This is a genomic window from Bradyrhizobium sp. LA6.1 (assembly GCF_040547805.1).
In the GTDB taxonomy this organism is placed as follows: domain Bacteria; phylum Pseudomonadota; class Alphaproteobacteria; order Rhizobiales; family Xanthobacteraceae; genus Bradyrhizobium; species Bradyrhizobium barranii.
In genome coordinates, this window is sequence record NZ_JBEPQK010000021.1 from 127,806 (window position 1) to 141,967 (window position 14,162).

14 protein-coding genes are annotated in these 14,162 nt (G+C 64.8%); 12 read left to right on the forward strand and 2 right to left on the reverse strand.

Features of this window, described 5'->3' with window-relative positions; translation table 11 throughout:
• Positions 1-11: 11 nt before the first annotated feature.
• On the reverse strand, positions 12-1,259 hold the full coding sequence (locus ABIB99_RS36940; protein ID WP_038942180.1) for an MFS transporter: 1,248 nt from the start codon (positions 1,257-1,259) through the stop codon (positions 12-14).
• 198 nt (positions 1,260-1,457) lie between these two features.
• Between ABIB99_RS36940 and ABIB99_RS36945 the strand changes: the two genes are divergently transcribed.
• Positions 1,458-3,527 carry a prolyl oligopeptidase family serine peptidase gene (locus ABIB99_RS36945; protein ID WP_354180490.1) on the forward strand — a complete coding sequence of 690 codons (2,070 nt, stop codon included), beginning with the start codon at positions 1,458-1,460 and terminating at the stop codon, positions 3,525-3,527.
• Positions 3,528-3,631: 104 nt separating this feature from the next.
• Here ABIB99_RS36945 and ABIB99_RS36950 read toward each other — a convergent pair whose 3' ends face one another.
• On the reverse strand, positions 3,632-4,303 hold the full coding sequence (locus ABIB99_RS36950; RefSeq protein ID WP_063979961.1) for a DUF938 domain-containing protein: 672 nt from the start codon (positions 4,301-4,303) through the stop codon (positions 3,632-3,634).
• 246 nt (positions 4,304-4,549) lie between these two features.
• On the opposite strand from ABIB99_RS36950, the gene soxX reads away from it, so the two are divergent.
• The 11 genes from soxX to ABIB99_RS37005 all read left to right on the forward strand — a co-directional run bounded on the left by soxX (position 4,550) and on the right by ABIB99_RS37005 (position 14,152).
• A complete protein-coding gene (soxX, locus tag ABIB99_RS36955; RefSeq protein WP_028151969.1) occupies positions 4,550-4,906 on the forward strand; it encodes a sulfur oxidation c-type cytochrome SoxX in 357 nt (118 codons plus the stop codon).
• 37 nt (positions 4,907-4,943) lie between these two features.
• Positions 4,944-5,429 (forward strand): thiosulfate oxidation carrier protein SoxY, encoded by a 486-nt coding sequence (soxY, locus tag ABIB99_RS36960; RefSeq protein WP_063985941.1) that lies wholly within the window; start codon positions 4,944-4,946, stop codon positions 5,427-5,429.
• A gap of 10 nt (positions 5,430-5,439) precedes the next feature.
• A complete protein-coding gene (gene soxZ, locus ABIB99_RS36965) occupies positions 5,440-5,751 on the forward strand; it encodes a thiosulfate oxidation carrier complex protein SoxZ (RefSeq protein ID WP_063979962.1) in 312 nt (103 codons plus the stop codon).
• A complete protein-coding gene (gene soxA / locus ABIB99_RS36970; protein ID WP_063979963.1) occupies positions 5,751-6,614 on the forward strand; it encodes a sulfur oxidation c-type cytochrome SoxA in 864 nt (287 codons plus the stop codon). Before soxZ ends, soxA begins: the two co-directional genes overlap by 1 nt.
• Positions 6,611-6,916 (forward strand): hypothetical protein, encoded by a 306-nt coding sequence (locus tag ABIB99_RS36975; RefSeq protein WP_028151965.1) that lies wholly within the window; start codon positions 6,611-6,613, stop codon positions 6,914-6,916. Before soxA ends, ABIB99_RS36975 begins: the two co-directional genes overlap by 4 nt.
• A 56-nt stretch (positions 6,917-6,972) precedes the next feature.
• Positions 6,973-8,724 carry a thiosulfohydrolase SoxB gene (soxB, locus tag ABIB99_RS36980; protein ID WP_071909083.1) on the forward strand — a complete coding sequence of 584 codons (1,752 nt, stop codon included), beginning with the start codon at positions 6,973-6,975 and terminating at the stop codon, positions 8,722-8,724.
• Positions 8,721-9,176: a DsrE family protein gene (locus tag ABIB99_RS36985; RefSeq protein ID WP_354180494.1), complete on the forward strand. Its 456-nt coding sequence runs from the start codon at positions 8,721-8,723 to the stop codon at positions 9,174-9,176. The genes soxB and ABIB99_RS36985 overlap by 4 nt, the downstream gene beginning before the upstream one ends.
• Before the next feature lie 294 nt (positions 9,177-9,470).
• Positions 9,471-10,508 carry an MBL fold metallo-hydrolase gene (locus tag ABIB99_RS36990; protein WP_166071018.1) on the forward strand — a complete coding sequence of 346 codons (1,038 nt, stop codon included), beginning with the start codon at positions 9,471-9,473 and terminating at the stop codon, positions 10,506-10,508.
• Between the two features lie 81 nt (positions 10,509-10,589).
• The gene (locus ABIB99_RS36995) at positions 10,590-10,757 is read left to right on the forward strand and encodes a hypothetical protein (RefSeq protein WP_187387843.1); all 168 of its coding nucleotides are present in this window, start codon (positions 10,590-10,592) and stop codon (positions 10,755-10,757) included.
• Between the two features lie 282 nt (positions 10,758-11,039).
• On the forward strand, positions 11,040-12,248 hold the full coding sequence (locus tag ABIB99_RS37000) for an MFS transporter (RefSeq protein ID WP_063979968.1): 1,209 nt from the start codon (positions 11,040-11,042) through the stop codon (positions 12,246-12,248).
• Positions 12,249-12,436: 188 nt separating this feature from the next.
• Positions 12,437-14,152 carry an N-acyl-D-amino-acid deacylase family protein gene (locus ABIB99_RS37005; protein ID WP_231143707.1) on the forward strand — a complete coding sequence of 572 codons (1,716 nt, stop codon included), beginning with the start codon at positions 12,437-12,439 and terminating at the stop codon, positions 14,150-14,152.
• Positions 14,153-14,162: the final 10 nt, after the last annotated feature.

A 14,162-nucleotide genomic window follows, 5' to 3' on the forward strand; every position in this document is an offset into this window, starting at 1 on the left:
CTCCCGCCAATTCAGATCGCATCCGGGAACTCGCCCATCGCCGCGTCCAGCCGCGCCTTGCGGCGGCGGGCCCACGACGCCAGCGAGAGCACGGCGAGGCCGAGCACCACCGGCGGGAACACCACCATGTTCACCGCGGACCAGCCGTAATTCGCAAGCAGCTGGCCGGAGGAGAACGAGCCGATCGCCATCATGCCGAACACCAGGAAATCGTTGAAGGCCTGCACCTTGTTGCGCTCCTGCGGCCGGTGCGTCTCCAGCACCAGCGCGGAGGCGCCGATGAAGGAGAAATTCCAGCCGACGCCGAGCACGATCAGCGTGGCCCAGAAGTGCATCGCGGTGAGGCCGGAGAGACCGATGCCGGCAGCCACGGCCTCCAGCAGCAGGCCGGCGGCGACGATCTTGGGCGCGCCGAAACGCGCAATGAGCGCGCCGGTGAAGAAGCTCGGGCCGTACATGGCGACGATGTGCCATTGAATGCCGAAATTGGAATCGCTGACACTGAGGCCGCACATCTTCATGGCGAGCGGCGCCGAGGTCATCACCAGATTCATCATGGGATAGGAGATGACGCCGCACAGCGCGGCCGCGATGAAGCGCGGCTGGGTCACGATGTCGAGCAGCGGCCGGCCGCCGTGCAGATCTGCCGGTGCCGGCTTGGGCATATCGACGCCGGCGACGATGCCCATCGCGACCAGCGCCACCGCAGCCTGCACCAGGAAGCTGAAGGCGAACAGATAGGGCGACCAGACATCCATGGTCCATTGCACGAGCTGCGGACCGAGCACGCCGGCGAACACGCCGCCGGCCATCACCCAGGACACAGCTTTCGGCCGGTAGGCCGCGCTCGCGCCGTCGGCGGCGGCGAAGCGATAGGATTGCGCCACCGCGCCGTAGAGACCGCCGAGGAAGGTCGCGACGCAGAACAGCGCGAACGACGCATGCAAGATCGCGAACGAGCCGCACAGGCCGGTGAGCGTGCCCAGACCCGTGCCGACGATAAAGGCCGCGCGGCGGCCGAAGCGGCGCGAGATTGCGCCAGTCGGCAGCGTGCCGGCGGCGAGCCCCAGCACATACATCGAGATCGGCACCGTCGCGAACGACATGTCGGGCGCGAGCGTCGCGCCGACGATCGAGCCGGTGGCGAAGATCACCGCCGAGTTGGCGCCGGTCAGCGCTTGCGCCGCCGCAAGGCGCACCACATTGGCACGCACACGGGCGTCGGCAGCGATTTCGTGGGCTGTAGTCACGTCTAACATCGGCATTTCCGCCCAAGGATCTTTAAAGAGGACTTGTTGATTCCCGGCACTATGGAGGGGCGCGGGAGGGCGGGCAACCGGCGCAAACGGGCGCAGGCCATGCCTCTGACGCAATCGGGCGGATGATACCGGGCCTGCGCGCTTGACGGCTTGCGCTCGATCAAATCCTATCCGCCGCGATCCTTGGGAGTTTCGTTCATGTCTGTCGACGACCGACCCACGCTCAGCGCTCCCGACGACGATCCCTGGCTCTGGCTGGAGGAGATCGAAGGCAAGCAGGCGCTCGATTTCGTCGCGCGGCAGAATCAACTGACGCTCGCCGCGTTCGGGGGCGCGGCCTTCGAGCGCGACCGCGATGTCCTCGCGGCGATCTACGATCGTCCCGACAACATCCCCTATGTCAGCCGGCGCGGCAGCGATCTTCACAATCTCTGGAAGGACGCCACCAACCCGCGCGGCCTGTGGCGGCGAACCACGCTAGCGGAATTTCGCAAAGCGCATCCGGCGTGGGAGATCATGCTGGACATCGACCAGCTCGCGGCGAGCGAAGGCGAGGACTGGCTGCTGAGCGGGATCGCCACGATGCCCGGACGCTCGCGGGCGATTCTGAGCCTGTCGCGCGGCGGCAGCGACGCCGTCACCCTGCGGGAATTCGACCTCGACACGAAAAGCTTCGTCGCGGACGGTTTTGTGCTGCCGGAAGCCAAGGGCGGCGTGGACTGGATCGATGCCGATACGCTGCTGCTGTCGAGCGCCCATGGCGAGGGCATGGCGACTACTTCCGGATATTCGCGGACCGTTCGCGTGTGGCGGCGCGGCCAGCCTGTCGATCAGGCGCAAACGATCCTCGAGACCACGGCCGATCACATGGCGATGTCAGGCATGGCCGACGACACGGGACCGGCGCCTCGGGTCTGGATCGTCGACCAGATCGATTTCTTCAACCATGCGATCTGGCTGCGCGATGCGGCCGGCACGACGACGAAGCTCGATCTGCCGACCGGCATCTGGATGCAGGCGCATGGCGACTGGTTCGCGATGAAGCTGCGCAAGGACTGGACGGTCGAGGGGCGGACCTACGCCACCGACACCGTGCTCGGCATCTCGCTCTCGGCATTCCTCGCCGGCAGCCGCGATTTCATCGTCCTGTTCGAACCCGGGCCGCGGCAGGCCCTGCAAGGTCTGTTCTGGGCGGCGGGAAAGTTGGTGCTGTCGATCCTCGACGAGCTGCAGCCGCGCTTCGAGATCTTCACACCATCCGCCGGCGGCTGGAGCCGCGAGACGCTTCCCGGACTCCCGCAAATCGGCGTCGTCGACATCTGGCCGCTCGATCGCCATCCGTCCGAGAGCAATGGCGATCTGCTCGCCAATGTCCAGGATCCGCTCACGCCGCCCTCGCTGCTGTTGATCGAACGCGGCGTCGCAAGCCCGACCGTGCTGAAGCAGGCGCCGAAGACGTTCACCGCCGACGGCCTCGTGGTCACACAGCACGAGGCGATCTCGATCGACGGCGAGCGCATTCCCTATGTGCAGACGGGCCCCACTGGGGAGACCGGCGATGCGCCGGTCTATATGAGCGCCTATGGCGGCTTCGCCCATGCGGTGAAGCCGTACTACAACCCCTCGCTCGGCAAGCTGTGGCTCGAGCGCGGCGGCACCATCGTGCAGGCGAATTTGCGCGGCGGCGGCGAGTTCGGCACCCGCTGGCACGACGCCGGGCGCCTCGCCGGCAAGAAGCTCTCGCATGACGATTTCGCGGCCGTTGCCGCCGATCTCGTGCGACGCGGCGTGACGAAGCCAAAACGGATCGCGGCGCAAGGCGGATCGAACGGCGGCATCCTCATCACCAACATGCTGGTGCGCTACCCCGAGCGTTTTGGTGCGCTGTTCTGCACCATTCCGCTGATCGACATGCGCCGCTACACAAAACTGCTCGCGGGCGCGAGCTGGATCGCGGAATATGGCGACCCTGATAAACCCGAAGAGTGGGAGTGGCTGCAGACTTACTCGGCCTATCACAACGTGAAGGCCGGCCAGTCCTATCCGCCGATCCTGATCGCCACGACACGCCGCGACGACCGCGTTCATCCCGGCCACGCGCGCAAGATGGCCGCAAAGCTGCAGGCGATGGGCTACGAGGCCTGGTTCTACGAGCCGGAAGCCGGCGGCCACGGCTACGGCAAGGACAACAAGGAGCGCGCCGGCTTCGAGGTGATCGGCTTCCGGTTCTTGAAGGACAGGATCGGGTGGAAGGACGGGGAGGCGTAGGCGCGCAGCCCCTCGTGGACTTTGATCGCATCACGACGTGAGGCGGCCACTGCTCTCTCATTCCCTCCCCCCTTGCGGGGGAGGGAGCGCACCGCCTTCGTGGCTTAGCGCGAAAACACCAGCGTCAGATTGTTCGCCGGCATCTCGATCGTATCGACGAGGCTCAGCCCCGCTCCGCGGGCGAGCGTCTCGACGTCGCTGATATCACGCACGCCCCATTCGGGATTGCCTTCGCGCAAGGAGGTGTCGAACACGGCGTTGCTGAGCGCGGTGTGCTTGCCGTCGCGCTTGAACGGACCGTAGAGGAACAGCTTGCCGTCGGCCCGCAAGTAACGGCCGGCACCGGCGAACAGGCCCTCGGCCACGCTCCATGGTGCGATGTGGATCACGTTGGCGCAGAACAATGCGGCCAGGCTCGTCGGGCCCTGCCCGCTTCGCATCTCCGGACACCAGTCGGGGTCGGTGAGATCGATCCGCAGCGGCGAGCGGATGTTTTGCAGGCCCGAATGAACGCGCCAGGCCTCGATGCTCTTGAGGTGGCGCTGGTTGAGGTCGCTCGGCCACCAGATCAGGCCGGGCGTGTGCTGCGCGAAATGGACCACGTGCTGGCCGGTTCCGCTGCCGAGCTCGACGACATTGCCGGTCAGGCCTGCGAGATGCTTTTCCAGCGCCGCCCAGAGCGGCTCGTGATTGCGATGAAATGCCGGTGCATCGAGCCGCCCATCCGACTCCACCCGTCCGCCGTCCCTGCCAAATTCGACGACATATTCAGCCAATTGAGGTCCCCTTGAAAAAACGAGAACGGGAAAAAAACACGATGGGCGCCCAAACGCCCCGAAAACAGCCGGCCAGCACCCCTGGCCCGAATCCGCCGGACAAATAAGCTCTTTAGTTGCAATGCGGAAGATATTAACTCCATTTTGCCGCGCGCATAGTCTTGATTGTCAGCCGATGCCCTTTGTGCTTTGGAACACTATATTTCCGCGAACGAGATCATCGACATAACGCCTCGGAATGACGCCTTGACCGCCTTTCCACGGACGCCCGTCCTTTACGTCCTGCTGGCGATCGCCGCCGGGCTTGCCGCAGGCCCCGCGCGGGCGCAATCCGCCGTGGCCGATGGCCAGAAGCTCGCCTTCGACCGCGGCAAGGGCAATTGCCTGACCTGCCACGTCATCAAGGGCGGCGACCTGCCGGGCACGATCGGACCGGAGCTCAAGGACATCAAGTCAAAATACCCTGATCGCAACGAGCTGGTCGCGATCATCTTCGACGAGACCAAGCGCAATCCGCAGACCATGATGCCGCCGTTCGGCCGGAACCGGATTTTGACCGAGCAGGAGATCAGCGCGATCGTTGATTTCCTCCAGACCCTGTGACCGCCGGCACGCCAAGAGAATGTCCAGGAGATTCGAGATGACCATCACCACCGGCCCTCATCCGACGCGGCGCCTGATCCTTCAGGGCGCAGCCGGCGTCGCGCTGCTCGGCCTCGGCAACCTGCCGTTCGCGCCCGCGCGTGCGGCGGCCAACGACAAATACCCGGAAGAAGCGTTCAAGCAGAAGAGCGAGGCGGACGCGATCAAGGCGCTCTACGGCAAGACCGCCGAGCCGTCCGACAAGGTCAAGCTCGACGCGCCCGAGATCGCCGAGAACGGCGGCGTGGTGCCGATCTCGGTGACGACGACGCTCGACAAGGTCACCTCGATCTCGTTCTTCGTGGCCGAGAATCCGAGCGCGCTCGCGGCGAGCTACAAGATTCCCGATGGCACGATCCCTGCTGTCGCCAACCGCCTGAAGATGGCCAAGACCACCAACGTGACAGCGATCGTGGAAGCCGACGGCAAGCTCTACAGCGCGACGAAGGAAGTCAAAGTCACAGTCGGCGGCTGCGGCGGTTAGGAGAATTTAGATGGCATCCAGCATTCGCGTCCGCGCCACCGCCAACGGCGACATCACCGAGGTGCAGGTACTGATCCAGCACCCCATGGACACCGGCCTGGTCAAGGACTCCAAGGGCGAGGTGATTCCGGCGCACTTCATCCAGCGACTGAAGTTCGAATGTAACGGCAAGGATGTCTTCGTCGCCGATTGGGGCACCGCGGTCTCGAAGGACCCCTACGTCAAGTTCAGCTTCAAGGGCGCCAAGAAGGGCGACGACCTCAAGGTCTCCTGGACCGACAACAAGGGCGGGTCGGACACGACCACCGCGAAGATTTCGTGATGAATGTCCGCTTCTATCTCCTGCTTGGTTCGTTGAGCGCCGCGCTGGTCGCGTTCGCCCTCACCTCTCCGCGCGTGATCGCGGCCGACAAGGTCGATCCCGTTGCCGATGCGAAAGCGTTCCAGAACTTCTTCTTCCAGAAGTTTCCGACCGTGAAGCACGACGATTTCGTCAACGGTCCTTATTCGATGAACGAGGACATGAAGCGGCAGTGGCAGGAGAAGGAGGAATTTGCGCCCTACGAGTTCGCGCTCGACGCCGGCAAGGAGATGTTCGCGACCCCGTTCAAGAACGGCAAGACCTATGCCGACTGCTTCCCGAACGGCGGCATCGGCATCCGCCAGAACTATCCTTACTTCGACACTGGGGAAGGCAAGGTCGTCACGCTGGAGCTCGCGCTCAACCGCTGCCGCGAGGCCAATGGCGAGGCGCCCTACTCCTACGTCAAGGACGAGATGGCTTCGCTCACCGCCTACATGGCGTTCACCTCGCGCGGCAAGCCGATGGACATCAAGATTCCCGACGACCCGCGCGCGCTCGCCGCGTACGAGAACGGCAAGCGCTACTTCTACACGCGCCGCGGCCAGATGAATTTCTCCTGCGCGAGCTGCCATGTGCAGAGCCCGGGCGAGCGCATCCGCGCCGAGATCCTGGCGCCGGCGCTCGGCATTCTGAACGCGATGCCGATCTACCGCTCCGAATGGAGCGGCATGGGCACGACCAGCCGCCGCTTCGTCACCTGCAACAGCCAGACCCGCGCGGTTCCGCTGGAGCCGCAGGCCGATGAATATCGCGACGTCGAATATTTCCTGTCCTACGTCGCCAACGGCCTACCGATTTCAGGGCCGGGAGCGCGGCCATGAAGCTGTCACTTCCTCTCGCCATGTTGCTCGCATTGAGCCTCGCGCCAGCAGCGCGCGCGGCAAACGAGGCAGACTACAAGGCGGCCTATGCCGCTGCGGAGGCCGCCTCCAAGGAGGCAGCCGGCATGCGCAACCAGTGGACCGTGACCGTATCTGCGCTGGCGGCAGCCAAGAAGGCGGCCGACGGCGGCGATTTCGACCGCGCGGTTGCCGCTTCGAAGGAGGCCGAGGCGCTGGCGAAGGCCTCGATCTTCCAGGCGACGTCAGAAAAAGAGGCGTGGAAGGCGATGGAAATCCGCTAGACTAAAAATCTCGTGGAACCGTCGAATTGCCGTTGAGAGGCGCGGAGAATTTCTGGATGGCCATCCGCCGCCGCGATTTCCTGAAGAGCACCGCTGCTGTCGCCACATCGCTCAGCCTGCCGCGGCTCGCGCGCGGCGCCGAGACTGCGAGCATTTACGACCTCGAACGGTTCGGCAATGCGCGCATCCTGCACACCACCGACACGCATGCGCAGCTCAACCCGGTCTATGTCCGCGAGCCCAGCGTCAATATCGGCATCGGTGAGATGGCGGGACGGCCGCCGCATCTGGTTGGCCGCGCTTTCCTCGAACGGTTCGGCATCCGCTCCGACAGCGCCGATGCCTATGCCTTCAGCTGTTTCGAGTTCGAAAAGTCCGCGGGCCGCTTCGGCAAGCTCGGCGGCTTCGCACATCTGAAGACACTGATCGATCGCTTGCGCGGCGATGCCGGCGAAAAGCACTCCGTGCTCGTCGACGGCGGCGACCTCTGGCAGGGAACGGGTCTTGCCAACATCATGCAGGGCCGCGACATGGTCGAGGTCGCCAATCTGCTCGGCATCGAGGCGATGACCGGGCATTGGGAATTCACCTATGGCGAGCAGGCGCTACGCGACAATCTCGAGCGCTTCAAGGGCGAATTTCTGGCGCAGAACGTCTTCCTGACCGAGGAGGCCGCGTTCAACGACGCCCCCGCCTTCGACAAGGCGAGCGGGCGCGTGTTCAAGCCTTCGATGATCAAGGAGCTCGGCGGCCATCGCGTTGCGATCATCGGCCAGGCCTTCCCCTATGTGCCGATCGCGCATCCCAAGCGGTTCACGCCGGACTGGACTTTTGGCATCCGCGAGGAGGAGTTGCAGAAGCATGTCGATGCCTTGCGCGGCACCGAGAAGGTCGATGCGGTCATCCTGCTGTCGCACAACGGCATGGACGTCGATCTCAAGCTCGCGAGCCGCGTCACCGGCATCGATGTCATCCTCGGCGGCCATACCCATGATGCGATCCCGCAGCCCATCGCGGTGAAGAACGCCAGCGGCACGACGCTCGTCACCAATGCCGGCTCCAACGGAAAATTTCTGGGCGTCCTCGATCTCGCGCTCGACAAGGGCAAGGTCGGCGATGTCAGGTACCATCTGCTGCCGGTCTATTCCGAGCTGCTGAAGCCCGACCCTGGCATGGCCGAGCTGATCGGCCGGGTGCGCGCGCCGCATGTGACCGACTGGTCGGAGAAGATCGCAACGCCCGACCGCCTGCTGTATCGCCGCGACAATTTCGCCGGCCCCGTCGACGAGCTGATCTGCACCGCGCTGCGCAGCGAGCTCGATGCCGAGATCGCGCTGTCGCCGGGCTTCCGCTGGGGCGTCACCGCACTGTCCGGCCAGCCGCTGACCATGGAGGATGTGCTCGCGGAAACCGCGATCACCTATCCCGAGACCTATGTGCAGGAGATGACCGGCGCCCAGATCAAGGAGGTGCTGGAAGACATCTGCGACAACCTCTTCAACCCCGATCCCTATTACCAGCAGGGCGGCGACATGGTGCGCGCCGGCGGGCTCAGCTACACCTGCACGCCGACGGCTGCGATCGGCAGCCGCATCTCCGAACTGAAGCTCAATGGCGGCAAGGCGCTCAGCGCGAGCAACCGCTACAAGGTCGCCGGCTGGGCCTCGGTCAACGGCCAGCAGGGCGCACCGGTGTGGGATGTCGTCGCCAAATATCTGCGCTCGGGCCGGATGTTTCAGGAGCGGCTCGGCTCCGGCGTGACGCTGAAGGGCGTCGAGGGCAATCCAGGCATTGCAGGACAGGGATGATGCGATCGCAAATCTGCTGCGCGATGCTGCTGGCGGCGCTCGCCTTCGCCACGCCATGGGCCTCGGCACAGCAAGTGCCGCTCCAGGACAAGCCGTTCGCCGAGCACAAGATCGTGCTTCAGCTCTCCGACGGCGATGCGAAGAAGCACGCGCTGGTGCTGAGCGTCGCCAACAATCTCCTGAAGGCCTACGATCCGGACAAGGTCGCGATCGAGGTGGTGGCGTTCGGTCCCGGCATTGATCTCCTGTTCCCCGGCAGCGAGCGCCGCAAGCAGGTCGAAAGCCTGATCGTGCAGGGCGTGCGCTTCGATATCTGCCTCAACACGGTCGACACGATCGAGCGGGAGACCGGAAGACGGCCGGAGTTCATTCCGACTGCGACGCCGGTGCAGGTGGGCGTCGGGCAGATCCTGTTCCTGGCGGAGAATGGGTACACGGTGGTGCGGCCCTGACCTTTTTGTCGGGGCACGGCGCCGCGCCACCCTCGGTGTCATTCCCCGCGAAAGCGGGGAATCCAGTACGCCGCGGGCCCTCCGTATCCCACCACGGCCTCTGGAATACTGGATCGCCCGCCTTCGCGGGCGATGACAGCGGTGGTGGGGCAAGGACCTACGGCAAAACCGCCCCCCACCCCATCACGCAGAATAATAATTTTCTAAATTTCACTCTCTATACAGTGAATTGCTTCTCTTTCCAGCCTCTGGCGTAGTAGAATCCTCGAAACCAGTTCCACGCCGGGTCTTGCCATGATCTTTCGCCAGCTCTTCGACAGCGTTTCGGGCACCTACAGCTATGTCCTCGCCAGCCGCCCCGGCGGCGAGGCGTTGATCCTCGATCCCGTGCTTGAGAAGGTCGATCGCTACTGCCAGCTGCTGCGCGAGCTCGACCTCAAGCTGGTGAAAGCCGTCGACACCCATCTGCATGCCGATCACGTCACCGGCCTCGGCGAACTGCGCGACCGCACCCATTGCATGACCGTGATGGGCGACCAGACCAAGGCCGACGTTGTGGCGATGCGGGTCGCCGACGGCGACAAGGTGACGATCGAGGGCCTGTCGCTCGACGTGATGTATACGCCCGGCCACACCGACGATTCCTACTCCTATCTGATGGGCGACCGCGTCTTCACCGGCGACACGCTTCTGATCCGCGGCACCGGCCGCACCGATTTTCAGAACGGCTCGTCGCGCGCGCAATACGATTCGATCTTCAATCGCCTGCTCAAGCTGCCGGACGAGACGATGGTGTTCCCGGCGCATGACTACAAGGGCGACACCGTCTCCACCATCGGCGAGGAGAAGCGCTACAATCCGCGGCTCCAGGTGCGTTCGGTCGACGAATATATCGAGTTGATGGCGAACCTGAAGCTGCCCAATCCGAAGATGATGGACGTCGCGGTGCCCGCCAACATGCATGTCGGCCTGCATCAGGAGGAGCTGGAGAAAGAGGGCCGCGCGGTCAGCGCCGTCGAGGCGATCCGCTCGCTTGGCCGTCCCGATATCCTGCTGGTCGATCTGCGCGAGACCAATGAGCGGATGAAGCACGGCATGCTCGAAGGCGCGCTGCATACGCCCTACCCGTCCGTTGAAGACAGCCTGAAGCCCGGCGGCATGCTGCGCGAGGTCGCGGCCGCCACCGGCCGCCGCGTCGTGTTCTTCTGCGCCTTCGGCGAACGCTCGGCGATGGCTGTCGCCGCCGCCAAGGAAGCCGGCCTTTCCAACACTGCCCACATCGCCGGCGGCATCGATGCCTGGAAGAAGGCGGGCGGGCCTGTGGTGCACTGACGCCCCCTTCTTGCGGTAAGTCAGGAACCGCACATATTTTTGGGGTAGAAGCGGATGACGCATCACCATCCGGGATCACCCATGGCCAAGACCGCCAAGCCGCGCAAGCCGCCCAAAGTCGTTGATAACAAGCAAGCGGACGACAGGGCGAAGAAGCCCTCGCCTCCGCTCGACGACGACGATTACGACGACGGCGACATCGCGACGCCGAAACGCGACCGCTACGGTTCGGATGACGAGCCGTTGTGAGGGCGGCCGCGGATTTTGATCGCGTGCTAGCGCTGCCCACACCCCGCTGTCGTCCCTGCGAACGCAGGGACCCATACCGCGTGATATCTCGACTGTGACAGGTCACAGTACAGAGCAGCGATCCTCCGCCAAACTGCTCCCTGGGTTATGGGTGCGTGGAGGCGCCCTAACGCCCCTCACTTCCCCCACCCGCGCTACCTGCCATGCGCCCGCGTTCATGGACAAATAACGGCTCTGCCCGATAGTTTGCGCGTCCGCTTAAGGACGTGAAACGGAACTGCAATGGTCGACGTTCTCGCCGCACCGCAACAAGGCAAGGCGGACAGCGCGCTGCGCACGCTGACCGGGATTTCGATCGCGCATTGGGTCAGCCATTTCCATCTGCTGGTCCTGCCGATGCTGTTTCCGTTCCTGAAGAGCCAGCTCGGCGTCGGCTATATCGAGCTCGGCTTCGCGCTCACCGTCTCGGCGGTCGTATCCGGCCTGACGCAGGCGCCGACCGGCTATCTCGTCGACCATTTTGGCGCGCGCAAGATCCTGCTGGGCGGGCTCGCGCTCGGCGGCTTCACGCTGATCCTGCTCGGCCTGCACCTCAGCTATGCCTCGCTGATTGCCTGCGCGGTACTGCTGGGTCTTGCCAACAGCGTCTACCACCCCGCTGACTACGCCATCCTGGCCGAGCATATGGATGAGGCGCGGATGGGCCGTGCCTTCTCGGTCCACACCTTTGCCGGCTATCTCGGCGGCGCCGTAGCGCCGGCGATCGTCGCGGCGCTCGTCACCGTCTCCGGCGGCACGGGTGCGCTGATCGCGTCGGGCGCGATCGCCGTGCTGGTGGCCCTGCTGCTGATCGTCATGAACATTCCCGATGCCGGCGCGCACAAGACCAAGCCGGGCAACGCGAACCTGCCCAAGCAGGCCGTCATCACGCCGGCGCTGATCACGCTCACCGCGCTGTTCATGCTGCTCAGCCTGTCGGTCGCCGGCATCAACAATTTCGGCGTGGTGGCGCTGATGAGCGGCTACGGCGCGTCCTACTCCGCCGCCAACGTCGCGCTGACGGCGTTTCTCGGCTCCAGCGCTGTGGGCGTGCTCGCGGGCGGCTTCCTCGCTGATTACACCGAGCGCCATGGCTATGTCGCAGCCGCCTGCTTTGCCGCAAATGCGCTGATCGTGCTGCTGATCGCGCTGGTGACACTGCCGGGCTGGGCTTTGACCGTCACGATGGCGACTGCGGGCTTCCTCTCCGGCGTGATCGCGCCGTCGCGGGACATGCTAGTGCGCAACGCCGCGCCTCCTGGCGCCGCGGGTCGCGCCTTCGGCATCGTCTCCACCGGCTTTAATCTCGGCGGCATCGTCAGCCCGCTGCTGTTCGGCTGGATCATGGACCAGAGCGCGCCGCACTGGGTGTTCGGGGCGTCCGTGATCTTCATGGTCGCAACCGTGGTGCTGTCGCCGTTCACGGAGCGGAAGCCGCAAGCCAAGGCTTAAGCCACAAATTCAACTGTCGTCCCTGTGAACGCAGAGACCCATAACCCCAGGGAGACATTGCGGCAAGAGACTGGTCACTCCGAGTCTTCGCAACACTGCTCCCTGTGGTTATGGATCCCGGATCTGCGCTTCGCTTGTCCGGGACGACGAATAGAAAAACGTAAAACAACAAAACGGGAAGAAACATCATGAGCACCCCTGATCTCGTGATCCGCGGCGGCACCGTCGCGGATGGAAGCGGCGGCGAATTGTTCGAGGCGGATGTCGCCATCACTGCCGGCAAGATCACCGAGGTCGGGAAGATCTCCGCGAAGGGACAGGAAGAGATCGACGCGCGCGGCAAGCTCGTCACGCCGGGCTTCGTCGACGTGCACACTCATTATGACGGCCAGGTCACCTGGAGCCAGGACATCACGCCGTCGTCGCAGAACGGCGTCACCACCGCGATCATGGGCAATTGCGGTGTCGGCTTCGCGCCGTGCAAGCCCGCCGACCACACCCGTCTGATCCAGCTCATGGAGGGGGTCGAGGATATTCCCGAGCCGGTGCTGAGCGCCGGCATTCCCTGGGCGTGGGAGAGCTTTCCGGACTACATGAACTGGCTGTCGAAGCGCGATTTCGACATCGATGTCGGCGCGCAGCTGCCGCATGCCGCGCTGCGCGTCTACGTCATGGGCGAACGCGGCGCGCGCCGCGATCCCTCAACGGCCGAGGACAATGCGGCGATGGCGAAGCTCGCGGGCGAGGCGGTGCGCTCGGGCGCGCTGGGCTTCTCGACCTCGCGCACGCTCAACCACCGCACCTCGACCGGCGATTTCACGCCGACGCTCAAGGCCGGCGAGGACGAGCTCACCGCGATTGCCGGCGCGATGCACAGCCAGGGCCGCAGCGTGCTGCAATTCGTGCTCGACCTCTCCACCCTCCACGAGGATCTGCCGATGATGCTGCGGGTGGCGGATGCCACCAAATGCCCGATCTCGTTCTCGATCACGCAGAACGACAAGGCGCCAAACCGCTGGCGCCAGACGCTGGACGAGATCAATGCGGCCGCACAACGCGGCCTTTCCATCACCGCGCAGATCGCGGCGCGCCCGGTCGGCCTGCTGCTTGGGCTGGAGCTGTCGCGCAATCCATTTCAGACCCATCCGAGCTACAAGGCGATCGCGCATCTGCCGCTCAGGGAGCGCCTGGCGCGGCTGCATCAGCCGGACGTACGCAACGCGATCCTGAGCGAGACGGCGACCGCGACCGACGATCCGCTGTTCTTCCGGCCCAACTACGACAAGATGTTCCTGCTCGGCGATCCCCCCGATTACGAGCAGCCGCCGGAGAACGCGCTGGGCCCGCAGGCGCGCAAGCAGGGCCGCCAGCCGGAAGAGCTCGCCTACGATGCGATGCTGTCGGATGAGGGCAAGGGCATGCTCTACGTGCCCTTCCTCAACTATGCCGACGGCAATCTCGACGCGACACGCGAGATGCTGATCGATCCGCAATCGGTGCCGGGCCTCTCCGACGGCGGCGCGCATTGCGGCATCATCTGCGACGCGAGCTTCCCGACCTATCTGCTGACGCACTGGACCCGCGACCGCACGCGCGGCGAGAAGCTTACGATCCCCTTCGTGGTCGCCGCGCAGTCACGCAAGACCGCGCTCTCGGTCGGCCTCACCGATCGCGGGCTCATTGCTCCCGGCTATAAGGCCGATGTCAATGTGATCGACTACGACCGGCTGCATCTGCATCCGCCGAAGGTGCATTACGATCTGCCGGTCGGCGGGCGGCGACTGTTGCAGGATGTCGACGGCTATGACGCGACGATCGTGTCGGGCGTGGTGACGCGGCGGCACGGTGAGGCCACCGGCAGGCGACCGGGGAAGTTGATCCGGGGTGCGCAGGGGGTGAATTAAGCGAGCTTGC